At 72.0% G+C, this 19,329-nt stretch carries 17 protein-coding genes and 1 pseudogene; 9 read left to right on the plus strand and 9 right to left on the minus strand.

Features of this window, described 5'->3' with window-relative positions; genetic code table 11:
* The first annotated feature begins 103 nt into the window (after positions 1-103).
* Positions 104-880, plus strand: coding sequence for a PE-PPE domain-containing protein (locus tag ACZ4S3_RS04630; protein ID WP_467925628.1), 777 nt, complete (start codon positions 104-106; stop codon positions 878-880).
* Between the two features lie 90 nt (positions 881-970).
* Here the strand turns inward: ACZ4S3_RS04630 and ACZ4S3_RS04635 are convergent, their stop codons facing one another.
* Positions 971-3,958: an AfsR/SARP family transcriptional regulator gene (locus ACZ4S3_RS04635; RefSeq protein ID WP_467925630.1), complete on the minus strand. Its 2,988-nt coding sequence runs from the start codon at positions 3,956-3,958 to the stop codon at positions 971-973.
* Positions 3,959-4,162: 204 nt separating this feature from the next.
* Here ACZ4S3_RS04635 and ACZ4S3_RS04640 point away from each other — a divergent pair, with 204 nt between their 5' ends.
* Positions 4,163-4,510, plus strand: coding sequence for an ATP-binding protein (locus ACZ4S3_RS04640; RefSeq protein ID WP_467925632.1), 348 nt, complete (start codon positions 4,163-4,165; stop codon positions 4,508-4,510).
* 89 nt (positions 4,511-4,599) lie between these two features.
* Complete coding sequence (locus ACZ4S3_RS04645; RefSeq protein ID WP_467925633.1) at positions 4,600-4,827, plus strand: hypothetical protein; 228 nt, start codon at positions 4,600-4,602, stop codon at positions 4,825-4,827.
* Here ACZ4S3_RS04645 and ACZ4S3_RS04650 read toward each other — a convergent pair.
* From ACZ4S3_RS04650 to ACZ4S3_RS04665, 4 genes and pseudogenes are all read right to left on the minus strand, one after another.
* Positions 4,821-5,075 (minus strand): annotated as a pseudogene (locus ACZ4S3_RS04650) (peptidase); the annotation flags it as partial. The gene ACZ4S3_RS04645 and the pseudogene ACZ4S3_RS04650 sit on opposite strands and share 7 nt — an antisense overlap.
* 822 nt (positions 5,076-5,897) lie before the next feature.
* Entirely contained in the window at positions 5,898-6,800 is a 903-nt protein-coding gene (locus ACZ4S3_RS04655) for a PhzF family phenazine biosynthesis protein (RefSeq protein ID WP_467925635.1), read from the minus strand.
* A gap of 53 nt (positions 6,801-6,853) precedes the next feature.
* Entirely contained in the window at positions 6,854-7,678 is an 825-nt protein-coding gene (locus ACZ4S3_RS04660; RefSeq protein WP_467925637.1) for an SDR family oxidoreductase, read from the minus strand.
* Positions 7,679-7,731: 53 nt separating this feature from the next.
* Positions 7,732-8,652, minus strand: coding sequence for a DUF4429 domain-containing protein (locus ACZ4S3_RS04665; protein ID WP_467925639.1), 921 nt, complete (start codon positions 8,650-8,652; stop codon positions 7,732-7,734).
* Between the two features lie 166 nt (positions 8,653-8,818).
* On the opposite strand from ACZ4S3_RS04665, the gene ACZ4S3_RS04670 reads away from it, so the two are divergent.
* From ACZ4S3_RS04670 to ACZ4S3_RS04685, 4 genes are all read left to right on the plus strand, one after another.
* The gene (locus ACZ4S3_RS04670) at positions 8,819-10,471 is read left to right on the plus strand and encodes an alkaline phosphatase D family protein (protein WP_467925641.1); all 1,653 of its coding nucleotides are present in this window, start codon (positions 8,819-8,821) and stop codon (positions 10,469-10,471) included.
* 186 nt (positions 10,472-10,657) lie between these two features.
* On the plus strand, positions 10,658-11,980 hold the full coding sequence (locus ACZ4S3_RS04675) for a multidrug effflux MFS transporter (RefSeq protein WP_467925643.1): 1,323 nt from the start codon (positions 10,658-10,660) through the stop codon (positions 11,978-11,980).
* A 77-nt stretch (positions 11,981-12,057) separates the two neighbouring features.
* Positions 12,058-13,107 carry a serine hydrolase domain-containing protein gene (locus tag ACZ4S3_RS04680; protein WP_467927290.1) on the plus strand — a complete coding sequence of 350 codons (1,050 nt, stop codon included), beginning with the start codon at positions 12,058-12,060 and terminating at the stop codon, positions 13,105-13,107.
* A gap of 40 nt (positions 13,108-13,147) precedes the next feature.
* The gene (locus ACZ4S3_RS04685; protein WP_467925645.1) at positions 13,148-14,098 is read left to right on the plus strand and encodes a small ribosomal subunit Rsm22 family protein; all 951 of its coding nucleotides are present in this window, start codon (positions 13,148-13,150) and stop codon (positions 14,096-14,098) included.
* An 8-nt stretch (positions 14,099-14,106) separates the two neighbouring features.
* Here the strand turns inward: ACZ4S3_RS04685 and ACZ4S3_RS04690 are convergent, their stop codons facing one another.
* Entirely contained in the window at positions 14,107-14,319 is a 213-nt protein-coding gene (locus tag ACZ4S3_RS04690) for a DUF6243 family protein (RefSeq protein WP_467925648.1), read from the minus strand.
* A gap of 132 nt (positions 14,320-14,451) precedes the next feature.
* Between ACZ4S3_RS04690 and ACZ4S3_RS04695 the strand changes: the two genes are divergently transcribed.
* Together ACZ4S3_RS04695 and ACZ4S3_RS04700 are read left to right on the plus strand one after the other, a co-directional pair.
* Positions 14,452-15,051: a TetR/AcrR family transcriptional regulator gene (locus tag ACZ4S3_RS04695; RefSeq protein WP_467925650.1), complete on the plus strand. Its 600-nt coding sequence runs from the start codon at positions 14,452-14,454 to the stop codon at positions 15,049-15,051.
* A gap of 142 nt (positions 15,052-15,193) precedes the next feature.
* Positions 15,194-15,937 (plus strand): bifunctional DNA primase/polymerase, encoded by a 744-nt coding sequence (locus ACZ4S3_RS04700; RefSeq protein ID WP_467925653.1) that lies wholly within the window; start codon positions 15,194-15,196, stop codon positions 15,935-15,937.
* A gap of 163 nt (positions 15,938-16,100) precedes the next feature.
* Here the strand turns inward: ACZ4S3_RS04700 and ACZ4S3_RS04705 are convergent, their stop codons facing one another.
* Genes ACZ4S3_RS04705 through efeB form a run of 3 tightly spaced genes read right to left on the minus strand, consistent with a single transcriptional unit; the run spans position 16,101 to position 19,303 of the window.
* Positions 16,101-17,012, minus strand: coding sequence for an SCO2278 family lipoprotein (locus tag ACZ4S3_RS04705; protein WP_467925655.1), 912 nt, complete (start codon positions 17,010-17,012; stop codon positions 16,101-16,103).
* Positions 16,963-17,955, minus strand: coding sequence for an iron uptake transporter permease EfeU (efeU, locus tag ACZ4S3_RS04710; RefSeq protein WP_467925656.1), 993 nt, complete (start codon positions 17,953-17,955; stop codon positions 16,963-16,965). The genes ACZ4S3_RS04705 and efeU overlap by 50 nt, the downstream gene beginning before the upstream one ends.
* A 58-nt stretch (positions 17,956-18,013) precedes the next feature.
* Positions 18,014-19,303: an iron uptake transporter deferrochelatase/peroxidase subunit gene (gene efeB, locus ACZ4S3_RS04715; RefSeq protein ID WP_467925657.1), complete on the minus strand. Its 1,290-nt coding sequence runs from the start codon at positions 19,301-19,303 to the stop codon at positions 18,014-18,016.
* Positions 19,304-19,329 lie beyond the last annotated feature (26 nt).

A 19,329-nucleotide genomic window follows, 5' to 3' on the forward strand; every position in this document is an offset into this window, starting at 1 on the left:
CTACCGGCGCAGTCATCGGGATGTCATCGCGATGTGAACGGCCGTGGCTAGCGTCTGGTCCGTTCTTACAGGGCAGGTCACGACCCGAGGGGGAAGCCAGGTAATGGCGAAAAAGGGCAGGCTGGTACGGGCCGTTGGCACCGCGGCCATAACGGCGGCACTGACGGCGGCCACCGGCGTCGCGGTCCCCACCGTCGCTCAGGCCGATTCCGTCGACCACTACTACCTCGAGCTCGGCGGCACGACCGGCGCGGCGGACGAGCCCGAGTGCACCACCACCTATCGTGCCGCGAACGACCAGCTGCAGCAGGGCAGTTGGATTCAGGTCTGCTACCCGGCGAGCGCCGGACCGTGGGAGAACGGCCGAGGCGACAAACTGGACCCGGGCGCGCCGAGCTACGACGACAGCGTGACCGAGGGGTACCGGAACCTGCTGGCCAAGGCCGAGGAGACGCACCGCGACCACCCGGACGCACGCCTTACGATCGTCGGCTACTCCCAAGGCGCACAGGCCGCGGACCAGGTGCTCCAGAAGATCGCCAACGGCGACACCGGCATACCGCGCGAGCAGGTCAACGGCATGCTCTACGCCGACCCGATGCAGCCCGGCACCGGCTTTTGGGCTCGTGTGCCGAAGGGCTGGAGCGCCCTTGGATTCACCTCACCCGGCACGGGGCCGGAGGAGTTCCCGGGCGTTCCGGTCCAGCGGTTCTGCATCCGCGGCGACGGGGTGTGCGACGCGACCGCGATCCAGAACGTCATCGGCTATTTCACCCTGCATCCGAACTACCCGATGGCTGGTAACGCCATGACCCAGACCATCGCCCACGACGGCGACGACGGGGTCCGGTGGAGGAATCCGGACGGGAGCCCCTCGTAGGTTCCGGACGGGAGCCCCTCGTAGGTTCCTGACGGGGCGGAGACGTCGGCCCGGCCACGGATGGCCGGGCCGGCGCCGCCCGAGCCGCTGTCACTCGCCGGCGCCCGGCCGGCGCCGGAGGCGTATGCCGTCCAGAGCGCGGGAGATTCTCGCGCGGTCGACGTCGGTATCGGGGAGGGTGGTGCCCCGTTCGAAGAAATCGCGCGTCCCGGCCAGGTCTTCCGCCGCGACGTTGCGCCAGATCAGCCGACGGCGAGTCGCGATCTCCGACTCGGTACCGGTCTGCTCGCCCAGCACCGCGCGTGACCGGCGGCGGAGTGCGGCAGCCGCCTCCGGGTTGCCCAGGCCCGCTTCGGCGGTGGACAGTCTGTCGAGGGCGGCGGAGTGCAAGGGGGCATCCCCGAGGCGCCTGGCCAGGTCCTCGGCCTTCCCCAGTGTGCCGACGGCGTCGGCGTGCCGGCCGAGGTCGAGTTGGAGAACCCCAAGGCGGAGCAGTGTCATGCCGTAGAGCCTGGGACTGCCGGTCTTCTCGGCGAGGGCGATCGCCTCCGCGTAGCAGTCGTAGGCCTTGTCGTGCTCGCCGAGCCGGTGATGTATGTCGCCGACGCGGGTCATGACCACCCCCGTGAGCCAGTCGTCGTCCAACTTCCCCGACAGGGCGGCGACTTCGGCGAAATGGGTCATGGACTCGGCTATGCGCCCCGCCAGATTGGCGAAGGTCCCGAGACCGGCCGCGGCTCTGGCCAGCTCGTGCAGGTCACCGGCCCGGCGGCTGATGTCCTGCGCTTCCGTCAACCAGGTACGGGCCTGCTGGTAGCGGCCCCGCAGGCCGTACATGACGCCCAGCCCGGTGCGCAGTGCGGAGACCATCCGCCGGTCGGTGGCCCGCCCGACCAGGGGCATCAGGATCTCCAGTGCGGTGCGGCACTCGTGGAACCTGCCCTGCCGGGTGAGGTAGGTGACCAGGCCCTCGGCGATCCAGCAGGCATCGTCGAGATGACCCACGGCCGTCGCGTGACCGATCACATCGACCAGCTCACCGCCCGCCGCGTCCAGCCAGGCCGATGCCTCCTCCCAGTCCGCGAAGGGCCCACTGCCCTGCGGACCGGTCAGGAAGGCCGAGGCGCCCCAGTCGCTGGCGCAGCGGGCGGCGGCCACATACAGCCGGAAGGCACCGGTCCGGGCCGCCGCGACCTCGTCGGGGCACGCGGCCCCGACACGCCTGGCGTAGACCGCCACCAGGTCGTGCAACCGGTAGCGGTCGGCGGTCACCTGCTGCGCCAGACTCGCGTCGACCAGGCCCCCCAGGGCACGCTCCGCAGCGGCGGGCGTCCAGTCGAGCATGGCGGCCAGCGCCAGCCGGTCGACCTGCACGGTGGGCGACTGGCCCAGGGCACGGAAGGCACGCCGCTCGGCGGCCGGAAGCTGACCGTAGGAGATCTGGAACGCCGCCTCCACGCTGCGGTCCTCCACGGCGAGCTCGTCCAGTCGGTGCTCGTCGTCGGCCAGGCGCGCCGCCATGGCTTCCACCGCCCACAACGGGCGGTTCTGGATCCGAGCCCCGACGATGCGCAGCGCCAGCGGAAGCCGATCGCACAGCGTGGCCAGCTCGCGTACGGCCGCACGCTCGCGGTCGGACCCCTCGCCGCCCACGATGCGGGCCAGCAGTCCCGCCGCCTCGTCGATGCCGAGAGGCGTCAGCGAGATCCTGCGGTCCGCGTCCAATCCCGTCAGGCGCTGCCGGCTCGTCACCACCACCATGCTGCCGGCACCGGCGGGCAGCAGCGGTCGCACCTGCTCGGCGCCGGCGGCGTCGTCGAGCACGAGGAGCAGCCGAAGGGGAGCGGTCGCCGCCCGCCAGGATGCGGCCAACTCGTCGAGATCTTCGAAGTCTTCCCCCTCGCCGGCGCCCACCGCCCGCAGCAACCGGCGCAGCACTCCTTGCCGTCCCACCGTCCTGCGGTCTTCGCGGTGCCCGTGCAGCTCCACGAACAGGCAGCCGTCGGGGTACTGCTCCCGCAGCGTTCGCGCCGCGCGCACCACCAGGGCGGTTTTGCCGACCCCAGCCATGCCGTCCACCGCGCGGACGGTCACCATCCGTGCGTCGGCGGGCGCGACGAGCAGTTCGAGCTCTCGCTCCCGGCCGGTCAAGTTGCCGATGTCGACAGGCAGTTCATTGCGTACGCGGCGCTGCCGGCGAGCGGCAGCCGGATGCCGCGGTTCGGCCGGCTGCGCCCTGAGCTGCTGTGTGGGCCGGTTCTGTTCCCCGGCGGTGCCGGGGAAAAAGGCGTCATCGCCACGGAGGACCGCCTCGTGCACCCGTCGCAGTTCGGCGCCCGGCTCCGCCCCCTGCTCGCGCACCAGACGGCGGCGCACCGTGGCGAAGACGTCCAGCGCATCGGCCTGCCGGTTGCCGGCGTGGAGGGCACGCATCAGCAAGGCGGCCAGCGCCTCGTTGTACGGGTGCGTCGCCGTCAGGGCGAACAGCTCGCCCACCGCCTCGGTGTGCCGTCCCAGCCGGAGCTGGCAGTCCAGCTTGTACTGCACCAGCACGAGCCGGTGCTCCGCCAGCCGTAAGCGCTCGCCCTCCGCGAAGGGCCCGGGGATTCCGGCCAAGGGCTCGCCCCGGAACAGTTCCAGTGCTCCGGACCACGCATCCACCGCGGCGTCGAGGTGTCCGGAGTCCCTCGCCGAACGCCCTTCGGCGACGATCTCCTCCCACCGTGTCACGTCCACCCATGAGTTCTGCGGGACGAAGCGATAGCCGCCGCGGCCGGTGAGGATCATGGAGTCCGCCGATCCCTCTCCCCGGACATCCAGGCGCCTGCGCAGCCGGTGCACATAGGCCGGGATCACCTTGGCGCCCGTGCCCGGGGGCTCCGCGCCCCACACCCCGTCGAGCAGCTGCTGCCGACTGACCGTCATACCCGCTCGAAGCAACAACGCGGTCAGCAGCGCCTGTTCCCGAACCGGCCCGAGATCCACCTGCGCGTCGCCGCGCCAGGCCTGGAGCGGGCCGAGCACAGCGAAACGGAGTTGCTGGTGGACATCCGCGGAGAACTCGCCCGTCGACGGCACGCGGCGGATTTTATCGGGCCGCCGATGCCGCATCGGAGGGCCTTTGCTCTTATGTGATGTGCCGTTCGAATGCTGGTCGGGTGGTGGGTCGCCGGGCTGTGCGGGTGGCGGAACGCCTTTGGAGTGCACTGGTTCGTGTCCGGGCGGGCCGGACCGTCGTTCTCAGCACCCGAGCCCCTCATCTCCCCTTCCGAAGGAGCCCTGATGCGACGAGTCCTTACGGCAACCGCCCTGGCCGCGGCCGCCTTGACGCTGGGACCGGCCGCCGCCCAGGCCGCCGACTCGCCCAAGCCCCGTGACCTGGGCGGGCTGACCGTGATCCAGGCCCGCAAGCTGGGCGGCTCGCTGGACGGTGCCGCGCAGAAGGCGACGGACCTGGCGAGCCGTGTCGGCACCAAGGCCGAGAAGGGGGCGGTTCCCGCGGCGGGCAGGGCGGCCGGTGCGGCGGTGCGGAGGGCGACGCCTGCGGTGGGGAAGGCGGCGCGGGATGCCGAGCACTCGGCCGCGGCCGGCCTGGGCAAGGAGCTCCTGCGGTCGGCCGGCCTGGGATGACGGTCCCCGCCCCGTGACGCGGCCTCCTCGCTCCCGTACGGCCGCTACTCTCAGGAGAGTTTCAGTCGAATGGACGTACGGGGGCGAGGGTGCTCAGGCACTACTACCGGCTGGTCTACTGGAAGCGGCGGATCGGCAGGGCGGTGGGGTGGCACCGTCCGCGGGCCACCCGGCCGGCGTCCGGGCGGGTGCGCCGCAGCGGCCGGATACGGGAAGGTGTCCGCCGTGCCCGGCCGCTATGGGTGTTCGGGGTGCTGCTGCTGATCGTGCTCGCGGCGTCGGCGCTGCTCGGTCAGGACGACTGGGCCTTGGTGTAGAGGTTCTTGGCGGCCGCCCATTTGCCGTACGGGGCCTGGCCGTCGTGGTAGCCGGGGACGAAGACCCAGTTGGTGTGCCAGACGCCGTCCAGCTTCACACAGTGCCCCGCCGTGATCACCGTGCTCTTGTTCGCGCTGGTGACGGCGTCGCCGGAGCAGGAGGCCTGGCGGCCCTGGTAGGTGAAGAACACCCGGCCGGTGGTCTTGACGTGCGCGCCGCCGCCGGTCCACGGCCCGCCGGTCTGCGGGAGGACGCCTGGTTCGGCTCACGCGGGACGCTCCTTCTGCCGCAGCTGACTGGCATGTGCATGAAGAAGGGTGTCACCGGAGGGCGCGCGAGGTAAGGGGCTGCGCCGTGGGCGCTTGCCGAACCCGGCCCGGCGCCGGCACCAACGGCGTTATGATCGGCGTCACTTGATGTGCCATCACCTCTCCACCGCTCGCCGGCCGGGACGGCCGGGGGCCTCGCTCGCGGAGCGAGGAGCAGTACGAGGTGAAGGGAGTCAAGGATGAAGGCAAGGCGTCGGCGTGCGAGGCGGGGCCGCGAGCGGAGCCGTCTGCCCCAGTGGGCGGAGGTGACGGTCGCGCTGCTGGTCGCGCTCGGTCCCCTTGCGGGGTGTGTGGAGAGAATCTTGCACCAGCTGTAGGCGGTAGCCCAGGCTGGGCGGGATCGGGAGGCGTGGGCCGACAGGTACGGACACTGCTGTCAGGCAGGTCCGGCCGCCAGATGATCGGCCGGACCCACCCGACTTCACACGCACGACGGGCCTGGCTCCGGCTTGCCTCCGGAGCTGGGTCCGTCTTCTGTGCGCGGGCCTGTGACAGTAGTTCCTGCTCCGCGAACCTTCGTTATCCAGGGTGAACCAAGTTCACTGGCCGAAGTGTACTGAGTTCAGTACTGAGTTCACCGACGAGCTCACTAATTTCCCCGTCCGGGTTCCGTGAAAGTTCCCCGTTACGTTCCCCGTTACGTTCCGCGAAAGTTCCCGCCAACGAAAGTTCCCGGCAGGTTTCGCGGTTCGCGGCACGTTCACGGCAGTTCGCGGAACTATTTTTTCCCGTTCCCGCAGTCACGCATCAGGGATGACCGTAGCCGTCCCCCTCACATGCGTGCGCGCATCGCCCGCCCGCAGCTCCACCGTCAGCAGACCGGGCCGCCCCAGATCGTGCCCCTGGTGCAGGGTGAGCGTGGCCGGTGCCGTGACCAGGCCCAGCTCCCTCGCGTACGCGCCGAAGGCGGCGGCCGCCGCGCCCGTTGCCGGGTCCTCGACGACGCCGCCGACCGGGAACGGGTCACGGACGTGGAAGACCGACTCCGACTCGCGCCAGACCAGTTGGAGGGTGGTCAGGTCGAGGCGGTGCATCAGGGCGGCCAGGCGGTCGAAGTCGTAGTCGAGCTCGGCGAGGCGGGCGCGGGTGGCGGCGGCGAGGACCAGGTGGTTGTTGCCGGCGAAGGCGATACGGGGCGCCAGGGCCGGGTCCAGGTCGGTGGCGGGCCAGCCGAGGGCGGCCAGGGCCTCGGTGAGGTCGGCGTCGGTGACGTCCGTGACGTGGGGCTCGACGCTGGTGAGGGTGGCCTGGAGGGTGCCGGACTCCTCCCGCACGGTGACCGGGACCGGGCCCGCCTGGGTGGCGAAGACCAGGTCGCCGGGGCCGATGCGCTCGGCGAGGGCGACGGCGGTGGCGACCGTCGCATGGCCGCAGAACGCCACCTCGGCGAGCGGGCTGAAGTAGCGGATGGTGAAGGCGCGGCCCGGGGCGCCGCCCAGACCCTCGGGCGGTGCGGTGAGGAACGCCGTCTCCGAATAGCCCAGCTCGGCCGCTATGGCCAGTTGCGCGGCGTCGTCCAGGCCGGTGGCGTCCAGTACGACGCCGGCGGGGTTGCCGCCCTTGGGGTCCTGCGAGAAAGCGGTGTAGCGCAGGACCTCGGGGGTGGTCCGGGCGCTGTCCTGGGTGGCGTTGTCCTCTGTCATGTCGGGGGAACGCGACGCTCCCGCCCGGCTATTCCCCTTCGGCGGTGAGGATTTCAGCCCCGCCCGATGTACGGCATGTTGGTCGCCATCACCGTCGCGAACTGGACATTCGCCTCCAGCGGCAGCTCGGCCATGTGCAGCACCGTACGGGCGACATCCGCCGCGTCCATCACCGGCTCGACCGCCGTTTGGCCGTTCGCCTGAAGGATGCCGGTCTGCATCCGGCCGGTCATCTCGGTCGCGGCGTTGCCGATGTCGATCTGGCCGCAGGCGATCCGGTACGGACGGCCGTCCAGGGAGAGGGACTTGGTCAGACCCGTCATGGCGTGCTTGGTGGCGGTGTAGGCGATCGAGTGCGGCCGCGGCACATGCGCGGAGATCGAGCCGTTGTTGATGATCCGGCCGCCCTGCGGGTCCTGCTCCTTCATGGTGCGGAACGCGGCCTGGGCGCAGAGGAAGGAGCCGGTGAGGTTGACGTCGACGACCGCGCGCCAGTCGTCGTACGACAGCTGCTCCACGGGGCGGGGCCTGCCGAACGTGCCCGCGTTGTTGAAGAGCAGGTCCACGCGGCCGAAGCGGTCGCGGACGGCGGCGAAGAGGGCGCCGACCTCGTCGGGGCGGGTGACATCGGTGGGCACCGGCAGGACCGTGGGGCCGTCCGCGCCGAGGTGGCCGAACCGCCGGGACATCTCGTCCAGCGGCTCGGGGCGCCTCCCGGCCAGGACCACGTGCCAGCCGGCGGTGATCAGCTCCGTTGCGACCGCCCGTCCGATGCCGGAACCGGCGCCGGTGACCACGGCCACCTTGCCGTTGGCCGGTGCCGTCTCCGCTCGGTCCCTCTCGTCCGTCGCGTCGGCCTCGTTCGTGTTCTGTGCCATGGCGGCAGCGTAAACGCCGTACGGGGAGCGGACCGGCCGGGGCCGCGCCGGGCTCAGCCGTCCGCGTGGAAGCGCCCCAGGACCGCGGCCTTGGCGGCGGTGAACTCCTCGTCGGTGAGGACGCCGTCGCGGCGCAGTTCGCCCAGTTCGCGCAGCCGCCGCAGCAGAGCGTCGTGGTCGTCGGCGGGCGGCGGCGCGGCGGGCTTCTCCAGAGCGGCCGGAGCGGCCGGAGCGGCCGGGGCGAGCGCCGGCGCCGAGGTGCGGCCCGGCGCCGACGGATGCGGCAGCCGCGCCGCCACCGCCGCCGCCAGCAGGGCCGTGGTGCCGCTCTCCTTCTTGAAGCCCCACAGTTCGATGGAGTTCGGGTCGTGTTCCGGCCTGGGGTGCGGTACGACGCCGCGCGGCCGGAAGCGGAGATAGCCGGACTCCAGGCCGGCGGCGGCCCGCCACTCCACCGCCTCCAGGTCGGCGAGCGCGAAGTCCCGGGGGCCGAACTGCCGCTTGGGCTCGCTGGTGTTCCAGCGCCACTCGAGGCGCACCCGTTCGCCGTCGAAGGTGGCGAGGCCGTCCACCCCGGCGGCCGACAGCGGTATGGAGGGCCCCGGCAGGAGGAAGCGGTCGGTGGGGCCGTCGGGGATCTGCTCGAGCATCAGGGCCTGCCGTACCGCGTCCACCAGGTACTCGGCGACATCGACGCGTGCGGGGTCCACGGCGACCTGATAGGGGTTGGCGTCGTCCGGCAGTCCGCCGCCGGTCACCTGGAGCAGCGGGTCCGCGCCGTCCCGGAGCCGCAGCCGCAACCGGCCGCCCTTGCGCGCCGGTTCGTAGGCGATCGAGGCTATCGCGGCCAGCGGCACGGCGACCTCGCCGAGGTCCTGCCGCAGCCGGTGCACCCCGCGCTCGCGCCCCGGCACGATGCGTACGGCGTTGCCGTCGAAGATCCAGGTGCCGTCGCGCACCATCAGTTCAGCCATGCCCGAAATCCTACGAGGGCCGCGGCCGAACAGCCCCGCGCCGCGGCAACGGCCGGGCGCAGCGGATTGTCATCCAGCTGTCATGTATGCGTCGGGCCGGCGCAAGCGCCGCGCCAGGCCCGACCCCTCCAATCACTGGTGACAACCACCGTCAGGGGAGGGGCAGATGACTCAGCACGCCGCGCACCAGCAGCAGACCCCGGCACACGAGCAGGAGATCAGGGCCGCCGCCGCGCACTTCGGCCGCCGTCGCTTTCTCACCGTCACCGGCGCCGCCACCGCGCTCGCCTTCGCGACCAACCTGCCCGGCACCGGCGCCGCCTACGCGGCGGAGGCCGACGCCCGGAAGATCAGCGAGAACCCCTTCACCCTCGGCGTGGCCTCCGGCGACCCGCTGCCCGGCTCCGTGGTGCTGTGGACCCGGCTCGCCCCGCGCCCGTACGACGTGGGCGGCGGCATGCCCGGCGCCAGGGTCACGGTCCGCTGGGAGGTCGCCTACGACGAGCGGTTCCAGCGGATCGCGGGCAAGGGCAGCGCCGATGCACACCCGGAGTTCAACCACTCCGTACACATCGAGCCCACCGGCCTCGCCCCCGACCGCGTCTACTACTACCGCTTCCGCGCCGGCAGCTGGATCAGCCCCGTCGGCCGCACCCGCACCGCGCCCGCCCGCGGCGCCAGGATCTCCGAGCTGAAGCTCGCCGCGGTCTCCTGCCAGGCCTACCACGACGGCTACTTCACGGCCTACAAGCACCTCGCGGAGGAGGACCTCGACGTCGTCTTCCACCTCGGCGACTATCTCTACGAGTACCCGGTCAGCGCGGTGGGCGGCGCCCGCAACTACACCGACCGCACGCTGCCCGCGCTCTTCAACCGCGAGACGGTCACCCTGGACGACTACCGGCTGCGCTACGCCCTCTACAAGTCCGACCCCGACCTGCAGGCCGCCCACGCCGCGCACCCCTTCATCGTCACCTGGGACGACCACGAGGTGGAGAACAACTACGCCGGTGACATCAGCGAGGACAACGTCCCGCCCGCCGAATTCCTCGTCCGCCGGGCCGCCGCCTACCGCGCGTACTGGGAGAACCAGCCGCTGCGCCGCCCGCAGCGGCCCAAGGGCTCCGACGCCCAGCTCTACCGCCGCGTCCACTACGGCCGGCTCGCCCAGTTCGACATCCTCGACACCCGCCAGTACCGCTCCGACCAGGCCTACGGGGACGGCTGGCACGCGCCGGGCCCGGAGTCGAAGGACCCCCGGCGCACCCTGACCGGCGCGGCCCAGGAGCGCTGGCTGATCGACGGCTGGCGCGCGTCCACCGCCCGCTGGAACGTGCTGCCGCAGCAGGTCACCTTCTCCGAACGGCGCAGTGCCACCAGTGCGGACTACAAGGTGAGCATGGACGGCTGGGACGGCTATACGGCGTCCCGGGAGCGGGTGCTGGCCGGTGCGGAGTCGGCCGGGGCGGACAACCTCGTCGTCCTCACCGGTGATGTGCACGTCCACTACGCCTTCGACATCAAGAAGGACTTCAAGGACCCCGCCTCGCGCACCGCGGGCGTGGAGTTCGTGACCACGTCCATCGCCAGCGGCCAGGACGGTGCGGACAAGCCCGCCAACTGGGGCACGTACATGGCCGCCAACCCGCATCTGAAGTTCTACAACGGGCGGCGCGGCTATGTGACCGTCACCCTCGGCCAGGACAGCGCCCGCGGTGACTACCGGACCGTGTCTGCCGTCACCACCCCCGGGGCGCCCGTGCGGACCGCCGCCTCGTTCGTCACCGAGGCGGGCGACCCGGGTCTCAAGCCCGCCTGACATCCCGCCCCCGGAAGGCCCGCCTGAGGGAGGACGTGGGACGTCGGACGTCGGATGTCCGGCGTAGGCCCGGCAGTACATCCGGCCGGACCTCCGGCGTAGGACCAATGGACGGGCCCGAACCGGCCGGGCGCCGCCGTGCGCGTGCCACCATGGTGCAGCCATCAACCACCCATGGAGACGCTCATGACGGAGCCCGGCCCCAGCGCGGCCGAGACCAAGGACCAGCCCGCCATAGCCGAGCGGGGCGCGGCGGCAGCACCGGCCGCGTCCCGCCGCACCAGCCTCCTGGTGACCCTCGTCCTCGGCGGCCTCACGGCGGTCCCGCCGCTCTCCATGGACATGTATCTGCCGGCCCTGCCGCAGGTCACCGCCGCCCTGCGCAGCCCGGCCGCCACCGTGCAGCTGACCCTCACCACCTGTCTGGCGGGCATGGCCCTGGGCCAGATGATCGTCGGCCCGATGAGCGACAAGTGGGGACGCCGCCGCCCGCTGCTGGCCGGCATGGTGATCTACATCCTGGCCACCGCGCTGTGCGCCATCGCCACGAACGCCGAAATCCTCATCGCCTTCCGCCTGTTGCAGGGCCTGGCGGGCGCGGCCGGCATCGTCATCGCGCGGGCGGTGGTACGCGACCTCTACGACGGCGTGGAGATGGCCCGGTTCTTCTCCACGCTGATGCTGATCTCGGGCGTCGCCCCGGTGGTGGCACCCCTGATCGGCGGCCAGATCCTGAGGATCACCGACTGGCGCGGCGTCTTCGTCGTCCTGACCGTCGTCGGCGTGCTGCTCACGCTCCTGACGTGGCGCAAGCTGGACGAGACCCTGCCGCCGGCCCGGCGCCACTCCGGCGGCCTGGGCGAGGCCCTGCGCACCATGCGCGATCTGCTCGCCGACCGCTCCTTCTCCGGCTACCTCCTCGTCGGAGCCTTCGCCTTCGCGGCCCTCTTCGCCTACATCTCCGCCTCGCCGTTCGTCGTCCAGGAGATCTACGGCGCCTCGCCGCAGACCTTCAGCCTGCTGTTCGGGCTCAACTCGGTCGGCCTGGTCCTGGTCGGCCAGATCAACGGCAAGCTGCTGGTCGGCCGGGTCAGCTTCGAAAAGGTGCTGGGTATCGGCCTGACGCTGGTCGCCCTCGCCGCGGCGGGCCTGCTGCTGATGTCCTCGGGGATCTTCGGCAAGGCCGGCCTGGTGCCGATGGCCGCAGGGCTCTTCGTCCTGATGTCGGCGATGGGCCTGGTCATGCCGAGCACCAACACCCTGGCGCTGCTGCGCACCCCGCACGCGGCCGGCTCCGCCTCCGCGCTGCTGGGCACCTCCACGTTCCTCCTCGGCTCCGTCGCCTCCCCTCTGGTGGGCATCGCGGGCGAGCGGACCGCCGTACCGATGGCCGTCGTGCAGCTTTCCTGCGCCGTTCTGGCGCTCGTGAGCTTCCTGGGGATGTGCCGCCCGTGGCAGCGTAGGGGGGAGAGCAACCCGGGCACGGCGGGTGAGAGGAACACACTCTGAACGCACCACGACTGCGACACGGCACACCGGCCCAGGCGGGCCTCGACCCCGCGTGGACGGCCCGGCTGGTGGACGGCGTGCGGGCGCTGCCCGAGGGACGGCCCGCCTGGTGCGCGGGCGCGGTGGTGCTGGCCGGCCGCGGCCCGCTCGTCGCCGCCGAGGCCGCCACGGGCTGGGCGGTGCGCTACCGCGCGTACGACCCCGAGCGCTGCCGCGGCCTCGACCTGCCCCGCGACCTGTGGGAACCGATGCGCATCGGCACGGTCTTCGACCTCGCCTCCCTCACCAAGCTCTTCACCGCCGTCGTCACGATGCAGCAGGTGGAGTGCGGCCGCCTGGACCTGGACGACGAGGTGCACGCCCACCTGCCCGCTTTCGCGCCGGGCAGCACCGTCCGCCGGCTGCTCACCCACACCTCGGGCCTGCGCCCCGAGCTGCCGTTCTTCGACCGCACGGGCCGCGCCGCCCAGCTGGCGCTGCTGTGGGCGGAGGCGGCCGCCCCGGCCGGACCGCCCGGCGGCGCCTACCGCTACTCCGACCTCAATCTCATCGCGCTGCAGCTGGTCCTGGAGTCGTGCACCGGGCGCGGCCTGGACGTCCTCGTACGGGAGGGCATCACCCGCCCGCTCGGGATGACCAGTACCTCCTACGGGCCGCTGGCGCCGCCGGGCGTGGCGGCGACCGAGGACCAGCGGCGGCCGTGGGGCAAGGTGGACCGGGGTCTGCTGCGTGGTGTGGTGCACGACGAGAACGCCTGGGCGCTGGGCGGCGTCGCGGGCCACGCGGGCCTCTTCTCCACCGCGCAGGACCTGGCCGTGCTGTGCCGGGCGCTCCTGGGCGGCGGCGCGTACGGCTCCGCGCGCATCCTGGGGCCGGCGGCCGTGGCCGCCCTGCTCGATCCCCCGGGCCTCGGCTTCGGCGTCGACCAGCCGTATTTCATGGGGGAGTTGGCGGGGCGGGGCGCGGCCGGGCACACCGGCTTCACCGGCACCAGCCTCGTCCTCGATCGCGCCACCGACACCTTTCTGGTTCTCCTCGCCAACACCGTCCACCCCCGGCGCGGCAACGGCGGCAGCGCCCCGCGCGCGGCCGCCGCCACCTGCCTGGCCCGCGCGGTCATCCGCTGAGCGGACCGGGGGCGGGCGGCCGCCCCGTAAACTTGGCCGAATGTACGAGGAACTGCGCGCCGCCCTGGCCGGCCTGCTCGACGGCCTGCCGCCCAAGCAGGCCGCGCAGGCCGTCGACCGGCTGATCGCCAACTACCGGGGCACCACCCCCACCGACGCCCCGGTGCTGCGGGACCGCGCCGATGTCGCCGCGTACGCCGCCTACCGCATGCCCGCCACCTTCGAGGCCGTACGGGCCGCGCTGACCGCCTTCGCCGCCCGCGTCCCCAACTGGTCCCCGGCCACCCATGTCGACATCGGCGGCGGCACCGGCGCCGCCACCTGGGCCGCCGCGGCCACCTGGGAAGGCCACCGCAGCACCGTCCTGGACTGGGCGCAGCCCGCCCTCGACCTCGGCCGCGAGCTGGCCTCGGGGATCCTGCCCGACACCCGGTGGCAGCGCCAGGTCATCGGCGAGGGCCTGACCGTCCCGGACGGCACCGACCTGGTGACCGTCTCCTACGTCCTGGGCGAGCTGCGCCCCGAGGCCCGCCGCGCCGTGGTCGAGGCCGCGGCCGCCGCCCGCGCCGTCGTGCTGATCGAACCGGGCACACCCGACGGCTACCTCCGCATCCGCGAGGCCCGCGACCAGCTCATCGCGGCCGGCCTGCGGGTCGTCGCGCCATGCCCGCACAGCGACACCTGCCCGATCGTCCCCGGGGAGGACTGGTGCCACTTCTCGGCGCGGGTCAGCCGCTCCTCGCTGCACCGCCAGGTCAAGGGCGGCTCCCTGCCGTACGAGGACGAGAAGTTCAGCTACGTCGCGGCCACCACCCTCGACGCGTCCGCGGCCCCGGCCCGGATCGTCCGTAAGCCCCAACTCCGCAAGGGCCAGGTCCTGTTGGACCTGTGCACCGCGGAGGAGGGGCTGCGGCGCACCACCGTCACCAAGCGGCACGGCGCCGATTACCGTGCCGCCCGGGACGCGTCCTGGGGCGACGACTGGGCCTGAGCGGCCCGCTACCGCCCGGCGCCCCCTCGCCCCTCCTGGAGTCTGCGCAGCAGCTCGCGCCGCTGCGCCTGCGGGTCGGGGCGCCCTCCGGCGGCGTGGCCGCCGTTCCCGCCGCCGCGCAGCGCGCCGCGGGAGAGCTTGTTGCGGGCGCTCCCCCACGCCTGAACGGCGCGGGGGGACCCCCACCCCCCGAGCATGCCGCCTGCGTTTCCCTTGCTCATGGTCTGTCCTTCCGTCAACCTCCAACGAGACGGATCGTCTCGCTCGACGTCGAGCGTGACGCAAGACGATCCGTCTCGTCAAGCGACTTCAAGACGACACGTCTCGCCTTATCGCTCGATAAACTCGGCCGCATGGCCAACAAGGCAGCCCCCGACTCCTCCCGCCGCAGCGAACGCTCCCGTCAGGCGATCTTCGACGCCGCCCTCGCCCTCGTCGGCGAGGTCGGCTACGAGAAGCTCACCATCGAAGGCATCGCCTCCCGCGCCGGCGTCGGCAAGCAGACGATCTACCGCTGGTGGCCCTCCAAGGCCGCCGTCCTCCTCGACGCCTTCGGTGCCGTCGTCGACGAGTACGACCAGGAGGGGCTCCCCGACACCGGCGACCTCGCCGCCGACCTCAAGTGCGTACTGCGCGCCACCGCCGACGAGTTCAACGACGCCGCCTGGCAGGCTCCCTACCGCGCCCTCGCGGCGGCCGGCGCCAACGACGAGGAGCTCTCCCGCACTTTCGTCGGCCGCCTCATGGAACCCGGCATCCGCGTCTACGTCGACCGGCTCCGTGCCGCCCAGGAAGCCGGCGAGCTGGGCCCGGACGTCGACGTCCGGATCGGCGCCGAGATGCTGCTGAGTCCCTTCTCACAGCGCTGGCTGATGCGCACCGGCGAACTGACCTACGACTATGTCGACACCCTGGTCGACCTGGTGTTGCGCGGTCTGCGGCCACGCGACTGACCGACCCGGCGGATTGCCGGTGATGACGGTAAATGCCGGGATTCACCCCTCATTCGTTCACCCCGGATCCGCACACCGGTCACCCGAGGCGCAGGATGGTGGCAGCATTGATCCCAGACCACCGCTCGAAGTGAGGGGATAGATGGACCGCAAGAGCAGGTTCTCCCAGTGGCTGCGCCGCCCGAAGAGCGGAACGGACGGCGGCGATACGGACACGGGGTCGATGGCTGCGCGCAGCCGCGAGGACCTGCTGCTCGCGGCGGCCGACGCGGGTTTCCCGGTGGCCCCGGCGGCGCACCCCTCCGGCTACGGCTGCTCCTGTGAACGCATCGGCTGTCCCACCCCCGGCCGGCATCCCGTCTCCTTCGGCTGGCAGACCGTCGCCACCACCGACCGCGACAAGGTCGCCGCCTGGGTGGAGACCTTCCCGCAGGCCAACTTCATCACCGCCACCGGCATCGCCCACGACGTGCTGGACGTCCCCGTCGAAGCGGGCCGCAGCGCACTGGGCCGGCTGGACGCGGCGGGCATCGACGTCGGCCCGATCACCCTCAGCGGCGCCGGCTTCGGCGACGGCCGGATGCTGTTCTTCACCGCCACCCGCGGCACCCCGGACGACGAGGACGAGTGGTGGCCCTGCGAGCTGGACTGCCACCCCGAGACCCTGGACGAGCACCCCGGGCTGCGCTGGCACTGCCGCGGCAGCTACGTCCTCCTGCCGCCCTCCACGCTCCCCGGTGAACAGCCCGCGGTGACCTGGCTGCGCGGCCCCGAGCTGCCGCTGCCCGACCCGCTGACGCTCCTGGAATCGCTCACCGACGCCTGCGCCGAGTTCCTCGAGGGCGCGCCCGACCACGAGACGGCGGCCTGGCCGATCGGCCGCTGAGCCTGCGGAGGGGCGGGCCCGGTTCCCCTGCGCCCGCGCTCCCGTACGGCGAAGGGGCCGCCGGAAACCGACGGCCCCCCGTGTACCGGTGGAGCGATGACGCGACCGATAGCGCCTGCCGCGTGGGCCGGCGTCTGCCGCGTGTGACGGCGCCTGCGTGCTACTACAGCGCCCGCGCCGTCGTCTTGGCATCGAGCCGGTTCAGTATGGCGATCTTGCCGCCTGAGCCCTTGGCCGGCACCTTGACCGCCTGCGCCGACAGGTTGGTGAAGGCCATCCGATTGGTCTTCTTCATCGGGCCCTGCATGATGCCCCGCAGCTCCGGCGTGATCGTGATGATGCTCCCCGAGGACACCGTCTTCTGCCGGTGGTAGTACGTCGCGAAGAACGCCAGCGCCCCGCCGTCCGTCGTGCGCAGAGCGAGGGGCGGGAAGTCCGCGGCGGTGTCGCGGTAATCGATCCGCGAGCCCACGCCGTTGGCCTCCTTGGCCCGGCCGGCCCGCCAGCCGTCGGTGTTCGGGCCGGGCGCGAAGTCGTCGCCCTTGCCGGCGGAGAGGTAGTCCGCGTACGTCTGGCTCAGCTTGCCCGGGTCCACCGTCAGGCCCGACTTTCCGCCGGCGGGCACCGACTCGGCGAAGCCGTCGGCGTCCGTCTTGATCTTGGGCGCCGCGTTGTTCTTGAACGTCGCCAGATACACCGCACGCCACTGCGCATCGATGCTGTCCCGGCTGAACACCAGGTACCAGCGGATGTACTGGCCGCTGCTGTCCTGACGGTTGCTGACCGCGTCCGCGATGAACGACTTCGGCCAGCCCGTCTGCTTGGGCACGCTGAAGTGCGCGTCCTTGAACGTCACCGCGTTGTAGTTCGGGTAGCCGTGCGGATTCGTGCCGCGCGCCGCCTTTATCTGCGCCTGGTCGATGGCCAGCAGCGCGCCGGCCTCGTAGGAGGAGTTCCGCTTGGGGTTGAGCGTGCGGTAGGCCTTGTTGAAGCCGTCGGTGAAGTGCCGCAGGGCCTTGGCGCCCTCAGCCTTCGTTACCGCCGGCAGCTTCTCCCGCTCGCCGTGCACCGTCATGCACCCGCTCAGTATCACCATCGCCGCCGCTGCCGACGTCAGTAGTGCGGGCACCCGGAACGGCGACCTGCGTGTCATGGGGCTGGGGCTCCTTCGGGGCGACCGGGGCGGACTGAGTGGCTGCCGGGGTGGCACGATTCGGCGCCACCCTACCGGGGGCGAAGAAGAATCCGAGCGTGGGGACCAGATACAGAGCCCACACCGTGACCTGAAGAACCGTCGGGTCCGGCTGGAAGTTGAAGATGCCCTTCAGCAGCGTGCCGTACCAGCTGTCGACCGGGATCTGCGCGCTGATGTCGAACGCCTGGGAGCTCAGGCCCGGCAGCAGCCCGGCCTCCTGCAGATCGTGGAACCCGTACGCCAGCACGCCCGCCGCGACCACGACCAGCATCGCGCCGGTCCAGGTGAAGAACTTCGCCAGGTTGATCCGCACCGCGCCGCGGTAGAACAGCCAGCCCAGCACCACGGCCGTCGCCAGGCCCAGCAGCGCCCCGATCAGCGGCCGTACGCCGTCGTTCGCGGACTGGGCCGCGGTCCAGATGAACAGCGCGGTCTCCAGGCCCTCCCGGCCCACCGACAGGAACGCGGTGATCACCAGGGCCACCGTGCCCATCCGCAGCGCCGCGTCCAGCTTGCCGTGCAGCTCCTTCTTCAGATGCCGCGCGGTGCGCCGCATCCAGAAGACCATCCACGTCACCAGGCACACCGCGATGACCGACAGCGAGCCGCCGAGCCCCTCCTGCGCCTGGAACGTCAGGGTCTGCGAACCGAACTGGAGCGCCGCGCCGAACGCGAACGACAGCACCACGGCGAGCGTGATGCCGATCCAGACCGGCCGCAGCGCCTCCCGCCGGCCCGTTTTGACCAGATAGGCGATGAGGATGCAGACCACGAGGCTGGCTTCCAGGCCCTCGCGCAGACCGATCAGGTAGTTGCCGAACACGTCGGTTGCTTCCCTTCCTTCGGGGGACTCGTACGGGGATCTGACGACGCCGCGAGCGTCAGGCGAAGAGCTCCCGGCCCCACCAGTCGTCCGCGTTCCGGACGCCCGGAGGAACCGCGAAAACCGCCGAACCCACGTGCTGGATGTATTCGTTGAGCGCGTCGTCGGCCGCCAGCTTCTGCTGGAGCGGGACGAAACCATGGCGGACATCGCGCTGGTAGGCGAGGAAGAACAGCCCCGCGTCCAGCCGCCCCAGGCCGTCCGTACCGTCGGTGAAGGAGTAGCCGCGGCGCAGGATCCGCACCCCGCCGTTGGAGTCCGGGTGCGCGAGGCGGACATGTGCGGTCGGCAGCATCGACTTCAGATGCGGGGTGTCCCGCTCGTGCTTCTTGCCGGCCGGCGCGCCCTCGCCCTTGTTCCGGCCGAAGACGTCCTCCTGCTCCTTGAGCGAGGTGCGGTCCCAGGTCTCGATATGCATCCGGATCCGCCGCGCGACGAGGTACGAGCCGCCGGCCATCCAGCCCGCGTCGCCCTTGCCGTCCTTCTCGCCGACCCACACATGCTTGTCCAGGGCCGCGCCGTCGGTACCCGCGATGTTGTGGGTGCCGTCCTTGAAACCCATCATGTTGCGCGGCGTCTGGGCCTCCGGCGTCGTCGAGGACGTCTTGCCGAAGCCGAGCTGCGACCAGCGGATGGCTATCTTGCCCATGCCGATCCGGGCCAGGTTGCGGATCGCGTGGACCGCCACCTGCGGGTCGTCCGCGCACGCCTGCACGCACAGATCGCCGCCGCTGCGCGTCCTGTCGAGGTTGTCGCCGGGGAACTTCGGCAGATCGATCAGCGCCTCGGGGCGCCGCTTGCCGATGCCGAACCGGTCCTTGCCGTCCTTCTCGAACAGCGACGGTCCGATGCCGAAGGTCAGGGTGAGCCGGGAGGGCGGCAGGCCCAGCGCCTCGCCGGTGTCGTCCGGCGGCGCCTCGGCCAGACCGCCGACCGCGCCGTCGCCGACCGCGTCGCCCGCGGTCATCCGCGCCGCCGCCTTCGTCCACTCCTTCAGCAGCGCGATCAGCTCGTCGCGGTCGTCGGTTGTGACATCGAAGGCGGCGAAGTGCAGCCGGTCCTGGACCGCGGTGGCGATCCCGGCCTGGTGCTTGCCGTGGAAGGCGACCGCGGCGCCCGCCGTCGCATCCGCCCCGGCGGGCTGGGCGTCGCTGCCGGTACGCAGCGCCGCCGCCGTACCGCCGGCCGCGACCGCGCCGAGCGCCAGCCCCGCGCCGCCCCAGCCCAGCAGCGACCGCCGTGAAGGCGTGCGACCGGCCGGAACCTCGTTCGTCTCGTCATTCGACACAGGAAGACCCCTTGACCCCTTGACCC

The organism is Streptomyces sp. NPDC028368, from assembly GCF_055565615.1.

Excerpts from the sequence above, each read along its gene's own strand:
- ACZ4S3_RS04660 (WP_467925637.1), bottom strand. The coding sequence starts at position 7,678 with ATGGCACAGAACACGAACGAGGCCGACGCGACGGACGAGAGGGACCGA.
- ACZ4S3_RS04675 (WP_467925643.1), top strand. The coding sequence starts at position 10,658 with ATGACGGAGCCCGGCCCCAGCGCGGCCGAGACCAAGGACCAGCCCGCC.
- ACZ4S3_RS04640 (WP_467925632.1), top strand. The coding sequence starts at position 4,163 with ATGCGACGAGTCCTTACGGCAACCGCCCTGGCCGCGGCCGCCTTGACG.
- ACZ4S3_RS04700 (WP_467925653.1), top strand. The coding sequence starts at position 15,194 with ATGGACCGCAAGAGCAGGTTCTCCCAGTGGCTGCGCCGCCCGAAGAGC.
- ACZ4S3_RS04665 (WP_467925639.1), bottom strand. The coding sequence starts at position 8,652 with ATGGCTGAACTGATGGTGCGCGACGGCACCTGGATCTTCGACGGCAAC.
- ACZ4S3_RS04670 (WP_467925641.1), top strand. The coding sequence starts at position 8,819 with ATGACTCAGCACGCCGCGCACCAGCAGCAGACCCCGGCACACGAGCAG.
- ACZ4S3_RS04655 (WP_467925635.1), bottom strand. The coding sequence starts at position 6,800 with ATGACAGAGGACAACGCCACCCAGGACAGCGCCCGGACCACCCCCGAG.
- ACZ4S3_RS04690 (WP_467925648.1), bottom strand. The coding sequence starts at position 14,319 with ATGAGCAAGGGAAACGCAGGCGGCATGCTCGGGGGGTGGGGGTCCCCC.
- ACZ4S3_RS04695 (WP_467925650.1), top strand. The coding sequence starts at position 14,452 with ATGGCCAACAAGGCAGCCCCCGACTCCTCCCGCCGCAGCGAACGCTCC.
- ACZ4S3_RS04705 (WP_467925655.1), bottom strand. The coding sequence starts at position 17,012 with ATGACGGTGCACGGCGAGCGGGAGAAGCTGCCGGCGGTAACGAAGGCT.
- ACZ4S3_RS04630 (WP_467925628.1), top strand. The coding sequence starts at position 104 with ATGGCGAAAAAGGGCAGGCTGGTACGGGCCGTTGGCACCGCGGCCATA.
- ACZ4S3_RS04685 (WP_467925645.1), top strand. The coding sequence starts at position 13,148 with ATGTACGAGGAACTGCGCGCCGCCCTGGCCGGCCTGCTCGACGGCCTG.